The sequence below is a fragment of the Yoonia sp. genome, from assembly GCF_030731595.1.
Taxonomy (GTDB): domain Bacteria; phylum Pseudomonadota; class Alphaproteobacteria; order Rhodobacterales; family Rhodobacteraceae; genus Yoonia.
Window position 1 is genome coordinate 1 of the sequence record NZ_JANQTS010000048.1, and the last position, 19,068, is coordinate 19,068.

The following is a 19,068-nucleotide window of genomic DNA, read 5'->3' on the forward strand; positions in this document are numbered from 1 at the left end:
CTACCGCAGGGTCAGGCTGCCAATCGCGGCGCGGATCACGCTGTCGGTGTCATCGCTGTCGCCAGATACCGCAAGGCCCACCAAGGCGCCCTGTTCACCACCAAACGCGCGGGCGTAATCCGCCACAAGATCAACATTTTCACTGAAGACCCCGGTGCCTGCCTGCCGCAGCGCAATCGTCACCCCTTGACCGGGTGGCGCATAGGGTGACGGGATCACCTGCCCCCGCGCATGGTTGCCGCCCCAAGCGTATTGGATGATCCGCACGTCATCGTTGCCCAGAAGGGCGCGAATCCCTGCGTCTTGCAGACTGGGTGCAATGCTTTGCGGCACGAACACGAAATAGAGCGAGATATTGCGATCATCCCCGCCTTTCAGGCTCAGATCGGTTGCGGGGACGGACTGATCGACCCGCCAGTTCCATGATGCGCCGGTGCTGTTCCAATCCGCTTGCGCCACCCGCGCCCAGGCAATCGACACAGCCCCCTCAGAAACCAGCCCAAGGGCCTGCCCGAATGTGTAATCGTTCGAGCTGAACAGCGACAGCCGCTGTTCACGCCAGCCATCGGCAAAGCTGACGGGACCAGCCACAACAGGGGCCGCCACGACGATGGCAAGAATGGTCGAAAAGACAAAGCGCATGAAAGCATCCTTTGAGAACAGTGATGCCAGACCTACGCCACTCTTTGCACATAAGCATCGGACAACGCGCGTTTTCACGCGATTGTCAGGCAAGGTTACCGCTGTATGCTTTCGATGTACTGGGTCAGGACAAGTAACTTCATCGGCACAGGAGTGCCCAGCCCGTCCTCTTCGACAATGACTGTCTCTCCCATATCACCGGCACCGAATTCCGGCATGGCCGCACTAAAGTGCGCGCCGCGGTCCAAACCGTCGATCGTGCTCATCACGCGGTCGGTGGGGAACGTCCCGCCATTGCGTGCCGCGATCATTGTCAGATCGGGCGGGGCCACAGCCAGATCGCGCGCCGCAGGTCCGCCGCCGGTCGCATCCGCGCCGTGGCAACTGGCGCAGTTTTCCTGAAAGGCCGTGGGTCCGTCGATCTGTTCTTCGACGCAAGCGGCAAGCCCGAGAGCCGCCAAAATCACCAGATAACGCATGCGATGCCTCCTTGTTTTGGACAGGCTAGCAGGGGATCGCGGCAAGGGCCATGATCCAAATCAGGTCAGCCCGCCAATCCCTGCACCAGATCCCAAAGCGCATCCGGCACATCCACTTCCGTCATCGCTCGCCGGTCCGCACCGGGGATGCGCGCGCCCTCTTGCGCCGCGACAGCCTCGGCCACCCGCGCAAACCGGTCTGCGAACCCGTCATGATAAGTGCCGGGGTCCAGCAGGATATAGAACTGGCCCAGATCATGCGGCTTGCCGTCTGGCAGTTTCAGCCCTGCAACATCCAGAGAGTTGACCGATCCGGTCATGCCCGCGGCCAGCAATTCCGCCATCAGGCCAAAACCCCAGCCTTTGTAACCGCCGGCACTGACCAGCGCGCCTTTCAGCGCCGCTTCGGGGTCCGTCGTGGGCTGACCTGTCGCATCAACCGCCCACCCCAACGGGATCGGCATGCCTGCCGCTTTGGCCATCGTGATCTTGCCCAAGGCCACGGCAGAGGTGGAAAAATCGAAATGCATTGCGGGGCCATCATCGCCCGGCACTGTCATGGCAATCGGGTTGGTGCCGATCACCGCCTTGTTGCCACCGGGCGGGGCCACAACGGGCGACGCATTGGTAAAGCCGATCCCGATCAAACCTGCCGCCGCGATCTGTTCGGTGAAATACCCCAGCGACGTGCAGGTATGCGCATGGGCCACGGCAAGGGTCGCGACCCCGTTTTCAAGGGCTGCGGCTACCGCCTCTGGCAGCCCCGCATCAAAGGCGGGTTGCGCGAAACCGAATTGTGCATCGGCCAGAACAGCGCTGGCGCGGGGGCGGGTGACGATTGGGGCGACCGTGCCGTTCACGCGGCCCGAGGCGAGCTGCGTGCAATAGCTTTCCAGATAGTAAAGGCCGCAGATCACATTGCCCAAAGCTTCGGCGCGCGCGACCGCTTTGGCGACCGCTGCCGCCTGCAACTGCCCGGCGCCATGGGCCAGCAAGGCCTTGCGGCTTTGCGCTTCGATCTGGGTGACTGCAATCTTCATAGGGTCTCCAAGACGCCCGCATGCAACCGCACTTGCCGGTCCATCCGTGCCGCCAGTTCTAGGTTATGGGTCGCGATCACAGCCGCCAAACCGGTGTCACGGACCAGCGCCATCAGCGTATCAAACACGCGGTCCGATGTTTCGGGGTCAAGGTTGCCGGTCGGTTCATCCGCCAGCAAAAGTGCGGGTTCATTCGCCAAGGCACGGCAAAAGGCAACGCGCTGTTGTTCGCCACCCGACAAGGCCGCAGGGCGGTGCGACGCGCGATCGGCAATACCCACGCGGTCCAGCAAAGACATGGCACGCGCTTGGGCCGCTTTGTCAGACACCCCATTGGCCAGTTGCGGCAGGACGATATTTTCCAGCGCCGAAAACTCCGGCAGCAGGTGATGGAACTGATAGATAAACCCGACAGAGGACCGACGCACAGCCGTGCGCTTGCGATCCGGCAGATTGGTCATATCCGTGCCTTCGATCTCAACCGTCCCGCTGTCAGGCGTGTCCAAAAGGCCCGCGATATGCAGCAAAGTCGATTTGCCCGCACCAGAGGGCGCGACCAAGGCCACAACCTCGCCCGGGGCCACGTTCAGGGATACCCCTTGCAGCACGCGCACTTCGCCGGGCTGGCCTGCTTTGTAGGTTTTGGTCAGGTCGGTGACGGACAGGGTGAATTCACTCATAGCGCAGCGCCTCGACCGGGTTCATGCGGGCGGCACGGCGGGCTGGAAAGATCGTGATGATCCATGACAGACCCAAGGACAGCGACATCGCCTTGACCACATCCACCAACCGCAGTTCGGCGGGGACGTTATAGATGCCTCTGATCGACGGGTCCCAAACCCCACCGCCAGAGACATAGTTCACCAAACTGAAAATCTGGTCGATGTAGATCGCAAACAGACACCCAAGGATCACGCCAAGTGCTGTGCCAATGGTGCCGATCCCCGCGCCGCAGATAAAGAAAATCCGCAGGATCGACCCTTCGGTCAGGCCCATCGTGCGCAGGATACCCACATCGCGGCCTTTGTTTTTGACCAGCATAATCAAGCCGCTGATGATGTTCATGGAGGCCACCAGCACGAGGATCGACAGGATGATGAACATCACATTGTCCTCGATCGTCAGTGCACGCAGAAAACGGCCCACGCGGTCTTGCCAGCTATAGGCCCAGATACCCGCACCAGCGGCATTGGCGATGGGCTGCTTCAGTTCTTCGGACCGGTTGAGATCATCCAGCCGGATTTCCAGTTCATCGGCCACGCCGTCGCGGTTCAGGATGGATTGCGCCACATCGAAGGGCAGATAGACACGGACCTCGTCAATCTGGAAGCGTCCGGTCGAGAAGATATAGACGACCTCGTAGGCATTGCGCCGTGTGGATTGCCCCATCGGGGTCGCGGCCCCTGAACGGGTCGTCAGCTCGATCCGGTCCCCGATCCCCAGCCCCAGATTGGACGCCAACGCAGACCCGACCGCGATGCCACGCGGCAAATCGTCGATATTGCCCAAGGTGCGTTCGCTTTGCACAATCGCATCCGAGCCTTTGAGGTCTTCCAGACGGATGCCATAGATATCGGCCAAACCGATCTGGCCAGAACCGGAGGCCATCGCTTGCCCCCGAATAAGGGGGGCAACGGAAACAACACCCTCAACCGCGCGAATACGGTCGGCCATCTCTTCGTAGTCTTCGATCACCGCGCGGGGTTGAACGACGGTGACATGGGCATTGGCCCCCGCAATCGTGTCGATAAATTCGGCGCGAAACCCCGACCGCACGGCCAGTGTCGCGATCAGGGCAAAAACGGCCAGCGTCACGCCGATCAGGCTGATCCAAGTCATCACGCTCACGCCACCTTCGGCGCGCTTGGCGCGGATATAGCGCCAGGCGATCATCCATTCGAATTTGGCAAAGGGGCGTGTGGTTTTCACCGTGGCCATGACTGCTCCTGCAAGACTTTGGGCGCAACGTGGGGCGGTATGGCGCAATGGTCAAGCGGTGACAGCCGCCAAACTGACAAAGCTTGGCCTATCTTTGCACCCCCGCCAAGCGGGGCAGATGGCTTGGCGTTTCGGCCACAAGCGTCGGGCGCGCGACAGGCGGATCCATCTTCAACGCAGGTTCGCGCCGCTTGGCTTCCTTGCGTTTGGGAGGTTTGCTGCGTTTGAACGGCAAGGTGATCAGCGCCATAAGGGCCGCAAGCGCGGCCCAGCCACCCAGAAAACCGGTTCCAGCAGAGGCCGCACCAGCCACGCTCAGCGGCATCGCGGGTGTGAAGTCCGCCCAGACCGCCTGCACCGTCGCGGCATCTGCCATGCGGTGTGGCAAGGTCAGCCTCTCGATGGGTGTGGCCTCGCGCAGGATCATCAGGTTTTCGCTCAGCCGTGCATGGCGGGCAAAGGTACGCCGCCAAAGTTCGACTTGGCTTTCAACCAAAGGCGTTGCGGCCATCGCTTCCAACATCTCTTCACGGCCCAGACCATCGGCCAAAGCGGTGTCATCGAAATCCTTGACCTGACGGGTCAATTCATCAACCTGCCCGCCAAGGCGCTGCATATATTGCTGGGAAAATTCGGGATATTGGGACAGACCGGCAGCCCCTGTCAGGCCACCAATCAAACAAAGCGCTCTGATCATGCCAGAGCCCTCGCGCTATCATTCGTTGTCATCTGCTGCCTCGTGACATTTTGTTTTGCGAGTCTCATAGCAGCAAATCGGGCGCGTGTTAACGGGCCTCCGTGGCTATGCGCGCCCTTCCGCGTCCGCGCGCAGCCAATCGATGACATTCTGGGCATCCTGATCGGGTGGAAACACCGGATAGAACACCTTGGCGATCACCCCGTCCTTGGCGATCATGGTCAGGCGTTTGTGCAGATAGGCGCCTTCCACTTCCATGCCCGGCAGGTCGAGCGCTTTGCCCAGGGCCTGATCTGCGTCCGACAAAAGCGCAAAGGGCAGATGCAAACGCGCCGCTGCCTCGGTTTGATAGGCCGTGTCCTGCGTGGACACGCCAAAGAGTTGCGCCACCCCCAGTTCGCGCAGTTCGGCGGCGTGGTCGCGGAAAGAACAGGACTGCGGCGTGCAGCCGCGCGCGCCGGGGATATCGTTCCAGCCTTCCGGCAGATCACGGTCGGGGCGGCCTGTCATCGGATAGACATAGATGACGGTAATCCCTTTCAGGGTGTCGAGTGTAACCGCAGGACCTTGCGTCGCAGCCAAAGTCACCTTTGGCAGAGAAACCCCCACCAGATGATCCGCCTTGCCGTCATCGACAGGCGACGGGATCACGGACCAATCGACCGCTGTCAGGCTCATGCGATACCTTCGTAAATCTTGGCGATCCGGGCAATGGCGTCCTCGGGCGGCAGTTCTTCACTTTCGCCGCTGCGGCGGCAGGTCAGTTCAACCACCCCATTCTTCAAGCCGCGCGGCCCAACAGTGATCCGCCACGGCAGGCCGATCATGTCCATTGTGCCGAACTTGGCCCCTGCCCGCTCATCGCGGTCGTCATAAAGCGGCTCCAGGCCCAGCGCTGTCAGGGAGGCATAAAGCGCCTCGCAAGCCGCATCCGCCTCGGTATCGCCGGTTTTGAGGTTCACGATCCCGCAATGGAAAGGCGTGACACCTTCGGGCCAGATGATGCCCTTTTCGTCATGGCTTGCCTCGATGATCGCGCCCAAAAGGCGGGACACGCCAATGCCGTGGCTCCCCATGTGGACAGGGACTTTGCCACCCTTGCCGTCATCGACCAGCGCACCCATCGCATCGGAATACTTGGTGCCGAAATAGAAAATCTGGCCCACTTCAATCCCGCGCGCGGTACGGCGGCGTTCTTCGGGGATCGCGTTGAAAAGCGCCTCGTCGTGGGTTTCATCGGTGCGGGCGTAGCGCGACGTGAATTCCTCGAGCACAGCCTGACAGGCAGCTTTGTCATGATAGTCAATCGCGCGGTCACCGAATTTCAGATCGGTGATCTCGCTGTCATAGAAAACCTCTGACTCGCCAGTCTCTGCCAGCACAAGGAACTCGTGGGTGTCGTCGCCCCCAATCGGGCCAGAGTCAGCGCGCATCGGGATCGCTTGCAGGCCCATGCGTTCGTAGGTGCGCAGATAGCTGACCAGATGGCGGTTATACGCGTGCAGCGCATCTTCCTTGGTCAGGTCGAAGTTATAGCCGTCTTTCATATAAAACTCGCGGCCGCGCATCACGCCAAAGCGGGGACGGACCTCGTCGCGGAACTTCCACTGGATCTGGTAGAGCGTCAGCGGCAGGTCCTTGTAGCTGGTGACATGGGCGCGGAAGATATCCGTGACCAATTCCTCGGCGGTGGGGGTAAAGAGCATCTCGCGCCCGCCACGGTCCTTGATGCGCAGCATTTCTTCGCCGTAAGCGTCATAGCGCCCGCTTTCGCGCCATAGGTCAGCGGATTGGATCGTGGGCATCAGCATCGCCAGATGGCCCGCGCGGGCCTGTTCTTCGTGCACGATATCTTCGATCTTGCGCAGCACTTTGAAACCCAGCGGCAACCACGAATAGATCCCGGCAGAAGCCTGTTTGATCATCCCCGCCTGCAACATGTAACGGTGGCTGACGATCTGCGCCTCTCGGGGCGTTTCTTTGAGAACGGGCAGGAAATAGCGGCTCATGCGCATCGGTTTGACTTTCTTGGCAAATCTGTTGACGTGGGTTTAATCCGCACAATCCTGCCCCGCAAGCACCCTGAGTGCTAATTTGCCCGCTGCACTTGCACGAAGGGTCGCCATGACGCATCTAATGGGCAAACAATTTTGGATGACCAATGGCACTTCCTGTCAGAGAACAAGCAAAATACTGGGGTATCGCGACGGCCGTCTTTCTGGTGACCTTGTGGTTTCTGGGCGATGTGATCCTGCCTTTCGTCTTGGGCGGGGCCATTGCCTATTGCCTTGATCCGATAGCGGACAGGTTGCAGCGCGCAGGATGCAGCAGGGTCGCTTCGGTCGCGATCATCTCGCTTGTGGCCGCACTTATCTTTATCCTGCTGATCTTGCTCGTTATTCCGACGCTGATCCAACAGACTTCATCGTTGATCAACACCGCGCCAGAGCTGTTTGGCCGCTTGCAGGCCGGCCTGACCGACCGCTTTCCCCAACTGATGGATGCCGATAGCACGATCCGCCAGCAACTCCTGGCGATCGGTGAAACCATCCAGTCCAAAGGCGGCGAGTTGGTCAACGGAATCCTGACTTCGGCGCTTGGCCTGATCAATATTCTCGTCCTGCTGGTCGTCGTGCCTGTCGTGACCATCTACATGCTGCTTGATTGGGACAATATGACCGCCAAGATCGACGATATGCTCCCGCGCGATCATGTTGAAACGATCCGCACGCTGGCGCGCGATATTGATGCGACCCTCGCATCGTTCATTCGCGGGCAAGGTACGGTCTGCCTGATCTTGGGCACCTACTATGCGGTAGCCCTGATGCTGGCGGGGCTGAATTTTGGCCTGATCGTGGGCTTTATCGCCGGGCTGATTACTTTCATTCCCTATGTAGGCGCGCTTGTGGGCGGTATTCTGGCCGTTGGTCTGGCGCTGTTCCAGTTCTGGGGCTCGGTCGAGCTAGCGGACGGTGATACGGTGTCTTACGCGACCAACTGGCTGCGGATCGGGATCGTGGCGGGGATCTTTGGTCTGGGGCAGTTTCTTGAAGGCAATATCCTCACGCCCAAACTGGTAGGAGGCTCTGTGGGCCTTCACCCTGTCTGGCTGCTTTTTGCACTCTCGGTCTTTGGATCGCTTTTCGGCTTCGTGGGTATGCTGGTTGCTGTGCCGATTGCAGCGGTGATCGGCGTGGTCACCCGCTATGCCTTGGGGCGCTACAAAGACAGTTTGCTGTATCGCGGCCAGTCCAAGGGCGACTAAATGGCAAACCAGCTTGCATTCGACTGGCCGACTGGTGTCGCGCTTGGGCCTGATGATTTCTTTGTGTCAGAGGCGAATGCACAGGCCTATGCGATGCTTTGCGCCCCCGACACATGGCCAGAGCGCAAGCTGGTCCTGACCGGGCCAAAAGGCTGCGGGAAAAGCCATCTGGCAGGCATATTCCTGTCGCAAAACGATGGGGTGTTGCTGGCAGCGGCCGATCTGCCCGCTGATTTCCGGACACCTGCACAAACCGTCATCATCGAGGATATGGAGCAGCTGCCGCAAAGCGCGGAAGAGGCGCTGTTCCACCTGCACAACCATTTGCGCAGCACCGGCGGGACACTCTTGCTGACCGCCGAAACACCGCCCAGCCGCTGGCCGATCACATTGCCCGATCTCGCAAGCCGGATGCAGGCTGCGACCGTCACACAGATCGCCAACCCCGATGACGCCCTGCTGTCTGCGCTGATCATGAAGCTTTTTGCAGACCGCCAGATCATACCAAAGGCCGATCTGGTCGGTTACCTTGCCAAAAGGATCGAACGTTCCTTTGCCGCAGCCGCCGACATCGTCGCAAGGCTGGACGCTGCTGCTTTGGCGGAGGGGCGCAAGATTAACAAAGCACTGGCTGCCGACCTGCTGGACAAGGCAAGCTGACACCGCAATACTTGTCATAGAACCGCAACAAAGGCGGTACAAAAGGCCCCATGACCAACGCAGATTTCCTTGACGGGGACTATCCGGCCCCTTCGACGCTCGACATCGACCTCGAAACGCCTGCGCGCTTCGTGAACCGAGAACTCAGCTGGCTGGGCTTTAACTGGCGCGTGCTGGAAGAGGCGGAAAACCCGCGAGTGCCGCTGCTGGAACGGCTGCGGTTCCTGTCGATCTCGGCCACAAATCTGGACGAATTCTACACAGTCCGCGTCGCGGGCCTGCGCGAGCTGGCCAATGCCGGCAACACAACACCCGGGCTAGATGGCCTGAGCCCCGCCGAACAGCTTGTCCTGATCGACGCCGACGCGCGCAGGTTGATGACACGGCAGCAAGAGGTGTTTGTGACCCTGCATGCCGAAATGGCCGCACAGGACATCCATATTCTGACCCGCGATGAACTGACCCAAGAAGATGTCACCTATCTCGAAGATGTCTTTATCGATCAGGTTTTTCCGGTCCTTTCACCCCTCGCCATCGACCCCGCACACCCGTTTCCATTCCTGCCCAACGAAGGCTTTGCCCTTGCGCTGCAACTGGAACGGCCCAGTGACAAACGGCAACTCCGTTCCCTCTTGCCGGTCCCTGCACAGATCGACCGTTTCGTGGTGGTCCCCTCGGACACCGGCCAGCGCTTTTTGCCGCTGGAAGAACTGCTGTTGCTGAATATCACCCGGCTGTTTCCGGGCTACAGGATCAAGGGCAATTGCGCCTTCAAGGTCCTGCGCGACAGTGATCTGGAACTCGAAGAAGAGGCCGAAGATCTGGTGCGCGAATTCGAGACCGCGCTCAAGCGGCGGCGGCGCGGCGAAGTTGTGCGCCTGAAGCTCTCGGCCAATGCGCCAAGTGCGCTCAAGACACTCATCATGTCCGAATTGCACGTGACCGAAGAAACCGTGGTCGAGGTCGATGGCCTGATCGGGATTGCCGACCTTGGTGAACTGGTGCTGGAAAACCGCCCCGATCTGCTTTGGCCTCCCTTTTCGCCGCGCGTGCCGGAACGCGTGCAGGACCACGATGGCGACATGTTCGCAGCGATCAAGCAAAAGGACATGCTGCTGCACCACCCGTATGAGACCTTCGACATGGTCGTGCGCTTTTTGACCCAGGCAGCACGTGACCCAAATGTCGTGGCGATCAAGCAAACACTTTACCGGACCTCCAAGAAATCACCGATTGTCGAAGCTCTTTGCGAAGCCGCCGAAGACGGCAAATCCGTGACGGCCTTGGTCGAACTCAAGGCCCGCTTTGACGAGGCCGCAAACATCCGCCAGTCGCGGCGGCTGGAGCGTGCGGGCGCGCATGTGGTTTATGGCTTTCTGAAATACAAGACCCACGCCAAGATCAGCACCGTCGTCCGGCGCGAGGACGACAAACTGGTAACCTACACCCATTTCGGCACCGGCAATTATCACCCGATCACAGCGCGGATCTATACCGATCTGAGCCTGTTTACCTGTGACGCAAAGTTGGGACGGGACGCGACCAAGGTCTTCAACTATCTGTCCGGCTATGCGCAGCCCGAAGGGCTCGAGAGCCTGTGCATCTCGCCGCTCACGCTCAAGCAAACGCTGCTGGACCGGATCGCGGCAGAGGCCGAAAACGCGCAAGCGGGCAAACCTGCGATGATCTGGGCCAAGATGAATTCGCTGATCGAAGAGGACGTGATCGACGCGCTTTATGCGGCAAGTCAGGCAGGCGTAAAGATCAGCCTTGTGGTGCGCGGCATTTGCGGGCTGCGACCCGGGGTCAAAGGGCTGTCCGAGAATATCCGCGTGAAATCCATTGTCGGGCGGTTCCTGGAACACTCGCGGATCGTGTGTTTCGGCAATGGCAGCGACCTGCCTTCGAAAAAGGCAAAGGTCTATATCAGTTCGGCAGACTGGATGGGGCGCAACCTGAACCGGCGCGTTGAAACGCTGGTCGAGATTAAGAACGCGACAGTCAAGGCACAGATTGTCAGTCAGGTCATGGCAGCAAACATGGCTGACGTTGCGCAAAGCTGGGTCATGGCCGCCGACGGCAGCTTTACCCGCGCGACCATCGAAGAAGGCGCATTTGCATTCAACTGCCACCGCTTCTTTATGGAAAATCCGTCGCTCTCGGGGCGCGGGTCGGCGGGGGCATCGGACGTTCCGCAGTTGACCCATACCGATGATTGATTGATACCTTCGGACGCAAGCCGCCCGGGGACCGCATGACACAAACACAAGAACCACAGACAATCGACTGGGGGCCGTTTGGTCGCCCGCTGTTTGATGATGCCGCCGCAAAAGGGCTCAGCCGGGTGGGTGTGATCGACGTGGGCTCCAACTCTGTGCGTCTGGTGGTATTTGACGGGGCGGCCCGTTCGCCAGCCTATTTCTACAACGAAAAGATCATGTGTGCTTTGGGCGCGGGGCTGACCCAAACCGGACATCTGAACCCCGAAGGGCGCGTGCGCGCGCTGTCCGCAATCCGGCGGTTTGCAGCCCTTGCAGAGGGCATGGGGATCTTGCCGTTGACAGCCGTGGCCACTGCCGCCGTGCGCGAAGCGTCCGACGGTCAGGCGTTTCGTGAAGAGGTCTTGCGCGAAACCGGTATCAAGCTGTGGATCATCGACGGCAAGGAAGAGGCGCGCCTGTCCGCCCAAGGGGTTCTGCTGGGTTGGCCCGGAAGCTACGGGCTGGTCTGTGACATCGGCGGGTCGTCGATGGAACTTGCCGACCTTGCAGACGGGCGCGTGGGGCAACGTGTGACCTCGGCGCTTGGCCCGCTCAAGCTGATGGAAATCAAAGGCGGCAGGAAGGCCGTCAAAGCCTATGTGCGCGAAACGATGGCGCAACTGCACGAAGAGATGGGTTTTGAAACGGGTATGCGCCTGTTCCTTGTCGGCGGCTCATGGCGTGCCATTGCGCGGGTCGATATGGAACGGCGGGCCTATCCGCTCACAGTGCTGCATGAATATCGCATGTCAGCGCGCCAGATATCAAAGACAGCCGAGTATATCCACAAGTCTGACCTGCAGGATCTCCGCAACCGGTGCAATATCTCGGACAGCCGGATGTCACTGGTGCCGCTGGCCTCTATCGTCCTCAAAGAACTGATGCGCACCTTCAAGCCAAAGGACGTGGCCGTGTCGTCCTACGGCATCCGCGAAGGGATGCTTTATGAACAAATGCCACGCGAATTGCGCGAACGGGACCCCCTGATCGAGGCGTGCCGCTTTGTCGAAGCGAAAGATGCGCGCCTGCCGGGCTTTGGCCGCGTCCTTTATGATTTTGTAAAGCCTCTGTTTCCAAGGGCCAACTGGCAGCGCAAACGGATCATCAAGGCGGCCTGCCTGTTGCATGATGTCAGCTGGCGCGCGCATCCCGATTATCGCGCGGAAGTGACTTTCGACAACGCGACGCGCGCCAATCTGGGGGGGCTGAAGCACTATGAACGGGTGTTGTTAGGTCTGGCCCTGATGAACCGCTATTCAAGCAAACCCGCAAACTCGCGTTTTACACCGCTTTTTGCAATGCTGGATGAGGCACAGATCAAAGAAGCAGAGATTTTGGGCAAAGCCATGCGGCTGGGTGCGATGCTCTGGTTGACAGCAGATGAACAGCCCGGCGCCCTCAAATGGAAACCAAAGACCCGCGAACTGACCTTGCGACTGACAGAGCACGCGCGCCCGCTGTTCGGGGAAGTGGCCGAAGCGCGCTTTGCGGCGCTGGTGCTGGCGCTGGATGCAACGGGCGATGTGCAATTCGTCCAGTCCGCCGGTAAAGCGAATCGAACCACCGAATAGCGCACGAATCTGCCCCCTGAATTGTGTCTGCGATGTGTCTTGGACCAAGATACGCGCGCCTGAACTTATCAACAATGCACGTTTTATTATCAATATTGTTTCCAAAAATTCCGGCCAAAACGCAATTTAGATGAACTCAATATGAACAAACGCCATTCTGACAGACAAAAGTCGAATTTCAGCCACAATCTGCTAGCTTTCTACTTATCAGCAGCGTCAATTAGGCTGTATTATGAAATCGAGCGTTATTTGTAACCGTATGACTTAGGTGAAGTTCAGTGATGTTAGACAGTAAATCAGTGCATGTTGAAGCACTCGACTTTGATGTAGCGACCGTTGCTTTCAAAGGTGCCCGAAACAACCAGGAAGACAGTCTCGTTTCAAGCTTTCCTCTTGGTCAGCGGACAGGTTTTGCGGTTCTGGCAGATGGTATGGGCGGGCACAATTCAGGGAGCCTCGCAAGTACCCTCGTGATGTCCGAGACATTCGCGCAACTCAAGATGAAAGAGAAGTTGCTTGAGGAAGGCAACGTCAACATTCCCGCGACGCTGCAAGACGCCGCCGAAGCCGCAAACAAGCGCGTGACCGACCATATCGAATCCCATGACGAGACTTATGGTATGGGATCAACCTTGCTAGCGACGGTCATTCGCCGCGACAAACTTTATTGGGTATCTATCGGCGACTCGCCTCTTCTTTTGTTCCGCCACGGCGCTTTGCGGCAGTTGAACAAAGACCATTCAATGGCCCCGCAGATTGACATGATGGTCAAAACGGGTGCGATGTCCGAAGAGGTCGGTCGCGATCATCCTGACCGCAATACACTGACCTCGGCGATATCCGGTGGCAAGATCGAAAGAATTGACTGCCCCACCCGGCCAATCGCGCTGCTTCCCGATGACATCGTCATCGCGGCCAGTGATGGCCTGCAATTCCTGTCGAATAGCGTCATTGCAAGAACCTTGAAGCGCGCCCAGAATGACAAGGCGGTTGATATTGCCAACGCACTTCTGAACGAGGTTCGCCAGCTTGAAGATCCCGATCAGGACAATACAGCGATTGTCGTCATCAAATTGAGCGCAGGGTCCGAACAGTCCGACGCGATTGATGCCGATGATCTGCCAGTCCTTGCCACCGCCGATGATGAAGAAGACACCGTCGAGGTTACGGCCATCCAGCCAACGAAAAGAACCGTTAAGCTGGTGCAATCGAATACAATATCGTTCGAAGGCACATCAGGTGACGTGGAAGGCGTTCAGCCAGAGATCCTGTCTGATATCACGCCTATTTCACCAAAACGGGAAAACCTTTGGTATCGGGGTCAAACCACCGCAGCTGACTGATAGCACGACGGTATCGCGCGCCTATAGTTCGATTTCGCCGGTTTCGGGGTCCGGCTCCCAGAGGGGAGCGGCGGGCTTGCGTCGGATGATGATGTCGCCGTTGGGCATGAACTCTGGCGGCTCATAGTTGCGGAAATCATCGACCTGGTTGAGCAGTTCGGCGAAAGCGGGCCCGACTGACCGGGCGAACTCTGCAAAGGCTGGCCCCATCTCTTCGAAGCTATCGCGCAATTCGTCGATTGCCGGTTCCATCTCGGCCATCAGGCCACGCATCAGCATACGCGCGCCTTCTTCCATAAGGCTGAAGCCATCGTCGACTTCAGTCTCGCTTTGCTCCTGCGCGATGGCGGGTGCGACAGTCAATCCAAGGGCAAGTGTAAGAACGGCGATCTGTTTCATGACCGATAGATAGGAACGCCGGCTGTGAATTTCAATTCATAGGTTAATATCAAGCACGACAGGGAAGTGGTCGGAGGCGAGCAAGAGTGCCTCGCGCAGGGTCTGATCCGCGTAGCAGTCCGGATGGTCGAAAGGATGCCAGATTTGCCACCGAGGATCTTTGTCCCGCAGACCCGGGGACACCATCACATAGTCCAGCAAGGCCTGCAGATAGGGCTGCCCTTTGCGCTTGAACCGCGCGGTGGTCGGCATGGCCCCCACACGGCGGCCCAGCGCCATCTGCGCATGCGGATCAAACATGCGGATCGCCTCGCCTTCTCCCAAGACGATCTCGATGCTTGAGCGCCCGAACAGGCTTTCATATTCGTCCAGCCCCGGTCCATCGTTGAAATCGCCCAGAACGATCAGGTCGTCGCCGGCTTCGAGGTGCTGGGTTACACGTTTGCGCAGCCAAATACATTGGGCCAGTTGTTTGCGTCTGTTTTGGATCGCGTTGCGAATGGCCTCGGCATTGTTGCGCGCGCTGTGGGGTGCTTTGGATTTGGCATGAACCCCGATCAGGCGCAGCGGGCCGTTGGGGGTTCTCATAGCCACTTCGAGCGGCGGCTTGGACCAGCGGATAGGTTCGGGGTGGCTGTCGATATCCACATCCATTTCGATCTGGGAATTGAAGGCAGGCACGGCGTCATCGCCCTTGGGGTCATGCACCGCATCCACCACATCAGGATCATAAAGCAGCGCGATCTCTTGCTGGGTATCGTTGGTGAAGCCCGTGATCGCCTCGCGCGCGCGCAGGCCATACCGTTCGGCAAAATTGCGCAAGGCCACACGCCCGTCACGGCGCAGGCTACTGTCAGGGGCCTCGATGATCATCACCGCATCGGCATCCAACGCGGAAAAGACGATGCCAAGGCCTTCTGTCTGCTGGGCCGTCGTCACATCCCAGCGACCGGACCATCTGCCGTCGTCGAACAATCTGCCCTTGCGGTCAAAAAGACCGTCGAACCATTCGACATTATAGGTGGCAATTCTCACCCGCCTGCGCCTTGGATATCTTCCCACGCACGGTTGATCGCGACCAAGCGGCGCTCGGCCAGTTTCACAGCCTCTTCGGGGACGCCGCGCGCCATCATGCGATCGGGATGGGTTTCGCGGACCAGAGCGCGCCAGGCGGCACGCACCTCTTCCATCGGGGCATCAGGATCAACACCCAGAACGTCATAGGGGTCGCGGTCGGCCTCGGCCACGAACTGCGCCCGGATCGTGCGAAAACGGCGTTCGTCAAAGCCGAAAATCGTGGCGACGTTGTGCAGGAAATCATCCTCTTTTGGGTGATAGACCCCATCGGCCATGGCGATGTGGAACAGACCTTCCAGCAGATCGCACAAAGGAGCGTCATCATCACCATACATCGCCTTGATGCGGCGGGCATAAAGGTCATACCCCGCGACGTCCTGCCGCGCGAGGTTAAAGACACGGGCGGCATTGGCCTCTTCTGCGCGGGGCAGAACGAAAACCTCGCGGAACGCCACGACCTCGTCCTTGGTGACAGTGCCATCGGCCTTGGCCATCTTGGCACCAAGCGCGATCACGGCGATGGCGAAGGCTACAGTCCGGTCCGGCGTCGCCCGCAGCTTTTCAAAAACGGCAGACAGTCCCTCGCCCTTGGCGAGTGCGGCGATTGCCTCGGCCATGCGGGTCCAAATCGACATATGTCCGTCCTTCAAAGCGTCTTTTGCATCAAAACCAAATCAATCCAACGGCCAAACTTGAACCCGACTTCGGGCAGTCTTGCAACCTCTTGAAAGCCCATTCTGGCATGAAAGGCCACAGCGCCGGGGTTTTCGGCGCTGCATCCGGCAAACATCGTATGCATGCCAGCCGCCTTGGCATCGGCACAAAGGGCGGTCATGAGCTGACGCCCTCCGCCCTGACCATGCCCATCGGCGTGCAGCATGATCGTATGCTCGACCGTATAGCGGTAGCCCTCACCACCCCGAAACTGGAAATAACGGGCAAAGCCCAAGACGCGCCCTGCCTCCTCCCAGACAAGACAGGCGCGGGCGGTCAGCTCTGCCACCTCTGCCGCCGATTTTTCGACCGGATTAAAGGTGATCGTTGTCTCGCGGATCGCATGGTTCCAGATCGCGGCAATCTGCGGCGCATCCTGCGGTGTGGCAGGCCGGATCATTCCAGCACACGCGGGCCATGGGGGGTGTCGAAAGTTGCACGCAGGCTGAACGGGCCGGTCCGGAGCGTCACCCGAGGGTCAGCCAAGTCCATCATACCTGCAAGCGCTTGCGCCTCTGGATGCGTGACCTCGAACCCGATGAGCCTGCAGCCGCTATCGGGCAAGCGTGTCGCAGGGTGGCGGGTGCCTTCTGCCCATTGGATCAGCGTCGGAAAACCGCCACCATAAGGCAAGCTGCCGTCATCGGGGACAGTGATCTGCCAAGACAGATCGCCTCGGGTCAGCGCGCGCGGCGGCCCTGCGGATGGGGGTGCTATTGCCAGTTCTGCCGCCAGATCATCCGTCCGGCAAATCCAGTTGGCCAGTCGGGGTGGCCCCGTGAAGGCATCCAGCCCGAACCAGCAATGGCCAGCCTCGGGCACCGCCCCCGGTTCTTTTGCGATCACTTCGAAATAAAGCCCGTCCGCCAGCCCCAGCAGCGTGTTATGCGTGCCATAACGCGGATGCTGTCCGCCCTTTTGCAGCGGCACGCCAAGCTGCGCTTCGACCCAAGCGGTCCCTTCCGACAGCGTTTCGCAGGCCACGGCCAGATGATCGAGTACAAGCATGGGGCACCTTTTGATCCGTCATGCTGAGCAAAGCAGTTTTGCGCCGCAAGGTGAAGAGATCATCTTGCAGCTTTGCCCCCTGCTGCGGGCCCCGGAGCCTCCGGCGGGGATATTTAAGCTCGAAAGAAACTAGCTGCGTGCCGCGCGGATCAAGCCAAGGATATCGTTGGCGGCTTTGGGGATATTGGTGCCGGGACCAAAGATCGCCTTGACCCCGTTGTCATAAAGGAACTGATAGTCCTGCTGCGGGATCACGCCGCCGCAAATGACCAGGATATCGTCTGCTCCCGCATCCTTCAGCGCTTGCACCAGTTTGGGGGCAAGCGTCTTGTGCCCTGCCGCTTGGCTGCTGATCCCGATCACATGCACATCGTTGTCGATGGCATCCTGCGCGGCCTCTGCGGGGGTCTGGAACAAGGGGCCTACGTCCACGTCAAAGCCGATATCGGCGAAGGCTGTCGCGATCACTTTGGCCCCCCGGTCGTGCCCGTCCTGGCCCATCTTGACGACCAGCATGCGCGGCCTGCGCCCTTCTTCCTCGGCAAAGGCTTCGACGCTGGCCTGAATGGCCGCGAAACCCTCATCGCCTTCGTAAGCGGCGCCATAGACACCCGCCAAGGTTTTCACTTCGGCGCGGTGCCGTCCAAATGCTTTTTCCATGGCCATACTGATTTCTCCGACTGTGGCGCGCTGGCGCGATGCTGCGATTGCGGCCTCCAAAAGGTTGCCGCCCTCGGTGGCGCGGCGCGTAACTTCGGCCAATGCCGCATCACAGGCAGCGGGATCGCGGGCGGCCTTGGTGGCGGTCAGCCGCTTGATCTGACCTTCGCGCACGGCGTTATTGTCGATATCAAGAATATCGATCGGGTCTTCCTTGTCCTTGCGATACTTGTTGACGCCAACGATCACTTCGGTGCCGCGATCAATCGCCGCCTGCCGCTTGGCGGCGGTTTCCTCGATCCGCAGCTTGGGCATGCCAGAGGCAACGGCCTTGGTCATCCCGCCCATCTCTTCGACCTCTTCGATCAGGGCCCATGCCTTTTCGGCCAACTCATGCGTCAGGCTTTCGACATAGTAGGACCCTGCCAGCGGATCGACCACATGGGTCACGCCCGTCTCTTCTTGCAGGATCAACTGCGTGTTGCGGGCGATGCGCGCGCTGAATTCGGTGGGCAGGGCAATCGCTTCGTCCAGCGCATTGGTGTGCAGCGATTGCGTGCCGCCCAGAACCGCGCTCATCGCCTCGTATGCGGTGCGGATCACGTTGTTGTAAGGGTCCTGTTCTTGCAAGCTGACACCGGATGTCTGGCAATGGGTCCGCAGCATCGATGACTTGGGGTCTTTGGGTTCAAACTCTGCCATGATCCGCGACCAGAGCAGGCGGGCGGCACGCAGTTTGGCGGCTTCCATAAAGAAGTTCATGCCGATGGCGAAAAAGAAACTGAGCCGTCCGGCAAACTGATCCACATCCATGCCGCGCGCGATGGCGGTGCGCACATATTCGCGCCCGTCCGCCAGCGTATAGGCCAGTTCCTGCACAAGGTTCGCGCCAGCCTCTTGCATGTGGTAGCCGCTGATACTGATCGAGTTGAATTTCGGCATCTCGGCGGTCGTATACTCGATGATATCGGCGATGATCCGCATCGAAGGTTCGGGCGGATAGACGTAGGTATTCCGCACCATGAATTCCTTGAGGATATCGTTCTGGATCGTCCCGGACAGCACCGAGCGGGGATGCCCCTGCTCTTCTCCGGCGACGATGAAATTGGCGAGGATCGGGATAACCGCGCCGTTCATCGTCATCGAAACCGAAACCTGATCCAGCGGGATGCCGTCGAACAGGATCTTCATATCCTCGACGCTATCAATCGCCACGCCCGCCTTGCCGACATCGCCCTCGACCCTTGGGTGGTCGCTGTCATAACCGCGATGGGTCGCCAGATCGAAGGCGACCGACACGCCCTGCTGCCCTGC

19 protein-coding genes are annotated in these 19,068 nt (G+C 59.6%); 5 read left to right on the plus strand and 14 right to left on the minus strand.

Annotated features, from left to right (window positions below):
* The 8 genes from NWQ23_RS04760 to proS all read right to left on the minus strand — a co-directional run bounded on the left by NWQ23_RS04760 (position 1) and on the right by proS (position 6,811).
* Positions 1-642, minus strand: coding sequence for a DUF3047 domain-containing protein (locus NWQ23_RS04760; protein WP_306165105.1), 642 nt, complete (start codon positions 640-642; stop codon positions 1-3).
* Between the two features lie 95 nt (positions 643-737).
* The gene (locus NWQ23_RS04765; RefSeq protein ID WP_306165106.1) at positions 738-1,121 is read right to left on the minus strand and encodes a cytochrome c; all 384 of its coding nucleotides are present in this window, start codon (positions 1,119-1,121) and stop codon (positions 738-740) included.
* Positions 1,122-1,186: 65 nt separating this feature from the next.
* On the minus strand, positions 1,187-2,161 hold the full coding sequence (locus tag NWQ23_RS04770) for an Ldh family oxidoreductase (RefSeq protein WP_306165107.1): 975 nt from the start codon (positions 2,159-2,161) through the stop codon (positions 1,187-1,189).
* On the minus strand, positions 2,158-2,841 hold the full coding sequence (locus NWQ23_RS04775) for an ABC transporter ATP-binding protein (protein WP_306165108.1): 684 nt from the start codon (positions 2,839-2,841) through the stop codon (positions 2,158-2,160). Before NWQ23_RS04775 ends, NWQ23_RS04770 begins: the two co-directional genes overlap by 4 nt.
* On the minus strand, positions 2,834-4,099 hold the full coding sequence (locus NWQ23_RS04780; RefSeq protein WP_306165109.1) for an ABC transporter permease: 1,266 nt from the start codon (positions 4,097-4,099) through the stop codon (positions 2,834-2,836). Before NWQ23_RS04780 ends, NWQ23_RS04775 begins: the two co-directional genes overlap by 8 nt.
* An 88-nt stretch (positions 4,100-4,187) precedes the next feature.
* Positions 4,188-4,796 (minus strand): DUF2937 family protein, encoded by a 609-nt coding sequence (locus NWQ23_RS04785; RefSeq protein ID WP_306165110.1) that lies wholly within the window; start codon positions 4,794-4,796, stop codon positions 4,188-4,190.
* A 105-nt stretch (positions 4,797-4,901) separates the two neighbouring features.
* The gene (locus NWQ23_RS04790) at positions 4,902-5,474 is read right to left on the minus strand and encodes a peroxiredoxin (protein ID WP_306165111.1); all 573 of its coding nucleotides are present in this window, start codon (positions 5,472-5,474) and stop codon (positions 4,902-4,904) included.
* Positions 5,471-6,811 carry a proline--tRNA ligase gene (proS, locus tag NWQ23_RS04795; protein ID WP_306165112.1) on the minus strand — a complete coding sequence of 447 codons (1,341 nt, stop codon included), beginning with the start codon at positions 6,809-6,811 and terminating at the stop codon, positions 5,471-5,473. Before proS ends, NWQ23_RS04790 begins: the two co-directional genes overlap by 4 nt.
* A gap of 146 nt (positions 6,812-6,957) precedes the next feature.
* On the opposite strand from proS, the gene NWQ23_RS04800 reads away from it, so the two are divergent.
* From NWQ23_RS04800 to NWQ23_RS04820, 5 genes are all read left to right on the plus strand, one after another.
* Positions 6,958-8,061, plus strand: a complete 1,104-nt coding sequence (locus NWQ23_RS04800) for an AI-2E family transporter (RefSeq protein WP_306165113.1) — start codon at positions 6,958-6,960, stop codon at positions 8,059-8,061.
* Entirely contained in the window at positions 8,062-8,721 is a 660-nt protein-coding gene (locus tag NWQ23_RS04805) for a DnaA ATPase domain-containing protein (protein ID WP_306165114.1), read from the plus strand.
* A 50-nt stretch (positions 8,722-8,771) separates the two neighbouring features.
* A complete protein-coding gene (locus NWQ23_RS04810; RefSeq protein WP_306165115.1) occupies positions 8,772-10,940 on the plus strand; it encodes an RNA degradosome polyphosphate kinase in 2,169 nt (722 codons plus the stop codon).
* 35 nt (positions 10,941-10,975) lie between these two features.
* A complete protein-coding gene (locus NWQ23_RS04815; protein WP_306165116.1) occupies positions 10,976-12,553 on the plus strand; it encodes a Ppx/GppA family phosphatase in 1,578 nt (525 codons plus the stop codon).
* 281 nt (positions 12,554-12,834) lie between these two features.
* Complete coding sequence (locus tag NWQ23_RS04820; RefSeq protein WP_306165117.1) at positions 12,835-13,896, plus strand: PP2C family serine/threonine-protein phosphatase; 1,062 nt, start codon at positions 12,835-12,837, stop codon at positions 13,894-13,896.
* Between the two features lie 21 nt (positions 13,897-13,917).
* On the opposite strand, the gene NWQ23_RS04825 is transcribed toward NWQ23_RS04820, so the two are convergent.
* The 6 genes from NWQ23_RS04825 to scpA all read right to left on the minus strand — a co-directional run.
* A complete protein-coding gene (locus tag NWQ23_RS04825) occupies positions 13,918-14,295 on the minus strand; it encodes an AAA+ family ATPase (protein ID WP_306165118.1) in 378 nt (125 codons plus the stop codon).
* Positions 14,296-14,331: 36 nt separating this feature from the next.
* The gene (locus tag NWQ23_RS04830) at positions 14,332-15,330 is read right to left on the minus strand and encodes an endonuclease/exonuclease/phosphatase family protein (protein ID WP_306165119.1); all 999 of its coding nucleotides are present in this window, start codon (positions 15,328-15,330) and stop codon (positions 14,332-14,334) included.
* Positions 15,327-16,007: a TerB family tellurite resistance protein gene (locus NWQ23_RS04835; RefSeq protein ID WP_306165120.1), complete on the minus strand. Its 681-nt coding sequence runs from the start codon at positions 16,005-16,007 to the stop codon at positions 15,327-15,329. Before NWQ23_RS04835 ends, NWQ23_RS04830 begins: the two co-directional genes overlap by 4 nt.
* An 11-nt stretch (positions 16,008-16,018) precedes the next feature.
* A complete protein-coding gene (locus NWQ23_RS04840; RefSeq protein ID WP_306165121.1) occupies positions 16,019-16,486 on the minus strand; it encodes a GNAT family N-acetyltransferase in 468 nt (155 codons plus the stop codon).
* On the minus strand, positions 16,483-17,094 hold the full coding sequence (locus NWQ23_RS04845) for a VOC family protein (RefSeq protein WP_306165122.1): 612 nt from the start codon (positions 17,092-17,094) through the stop codon (positions 16,483-16,485). The genes NWQ23_RS04840 and NWQ23_RS04845 overlap by 4 nt, the downstream gene beginning before the upstream one ends.
* A 129-nt stretch (positions 17,095-17,223) precedes the next feature.
* Positions 17,224-19,068 (minus strand): methylmalonyl-CoA mutase (gene scpA, locus NWQ23_RS04850; protein WP_306165123.1); only part of this gene is annotated, 1,845 nt, incomplete at its 5' end.

Coding starts and splice junctions, on each gene's coding strand:
- NWQ23_RS04760 (WP_306165105.1), bottom strand. CDS start 642: ATGCGCTTTGTCTTTTCGACCATTCTTGCCATCGTCGTGGCGGCCCCT.
- NWQ23_RS04765 (WP_306165106.1), bottom strand. CDS start 1,121: ATGCGTTATCTGGTGATTTTGGCGGCTCTCGGGCTTGCCGCTTGCGTC.
- NWQ23_RS04770 (WP_306165107.1), bottom strand. CDS start 2,161: ATGAAGATTGCAGTCACCCAGATCGAAGCGCAAAGCCGCAAGGCCTTG.
- NWQ23_RS04775 (WP_306165108.1), bottom strand. CDS start 2,841: ATGAGTGAATTCACCCTGTCCGTCACCGACCTGACCAAAACCTACAAA.
- NWQ23_RS04780 (WP_306165109.1), bottom strand. CDS start 4,099: ATGGCCACGGTGAAAACCACACGCCCCTTTGCCAAATTCGAATGGATG.
- NWQ23_RS04785 (WP_306165110.1), bottom strand. CDS start 4,796: ATGATCAGAGCGCTTTGTTTGATTGGTGGCCTGACAGGGGCTGCCGGT.
- NWQ23_RS04790 (WP_306165111.1), bottom strand. CDS start 5,474: ATGAGCCTGACAGCGGTCGATTGGTCCGTGATCCCGTCGCCTGTCGAT.
- proS (WP_306165112.1), bottom strand. CDS start 6,811: ATGCGCATGAGCCGCTATTTCCTGCCCGTTCTCAAAGAAACGCCCCGA.
- NWQ23_RS04800 (WP_306165113.1), top strand. CDS start 6,958: ATGGCACTTCCTGTCAGAGAACAAGCAAAATACTGGGGTATCGCGACG.
- NWQ23_RS04805 (WP_306165114.1), top strand. CDS start 8,062: ATGGCAAACCAGCTTGCATTCGACTGGCCGACTGGTGTCGCGCTTGGG.
- NWQ23_RS04810 (WP_306165115.1), top strand. CDS start 8,772: ATGACCAACGCAGATTTCCTTGACGGGGACTATCCGGCCCCTTCGACG.
- NWQ23_RS04815 (WP_306165116.1), top strand. CDS start 10,976: ATGACACAAACACAAGAACCACAGACAATCGACTGGGGGCCGTTTGGT.
- NWQ23_RS04820 (WP_306165117.1), top strand. CDS start 12,835: ATGTTAGACAGTAAATCAGTGCATGTTGAAGCACTCGACTTTGATGTA.
- NWQ23_RS04825 (WP_306165118.1), bottom strand. CDS start 14,295: ATGAAACAGATCGCCGTTCTTACACTTGCCCTTGGATTGACTGTCGCA.
- NWQ23_RS04835 (WP_306165120.1), bottom strand. CDS start 16,007: ATGTCGATTTGGACCCGCATGGCCGAGGCAATCGCCGCACTCGCCAAG.
- NWQ23_RS04840 (WP_306165121.1), bottom strand. CDS start 16,486: ATGATCCGGCCTGCCACACCGCAGGATGCGCCGCAGATTGCCGCGATC.
- NWQ23_RS04845 (WP_306165122.1), bottom strand. CDS start 17,094: ATGCTTGTACTCGATCATCTGGCCGTGGCCTGCGAAACGCTGTCGGAA.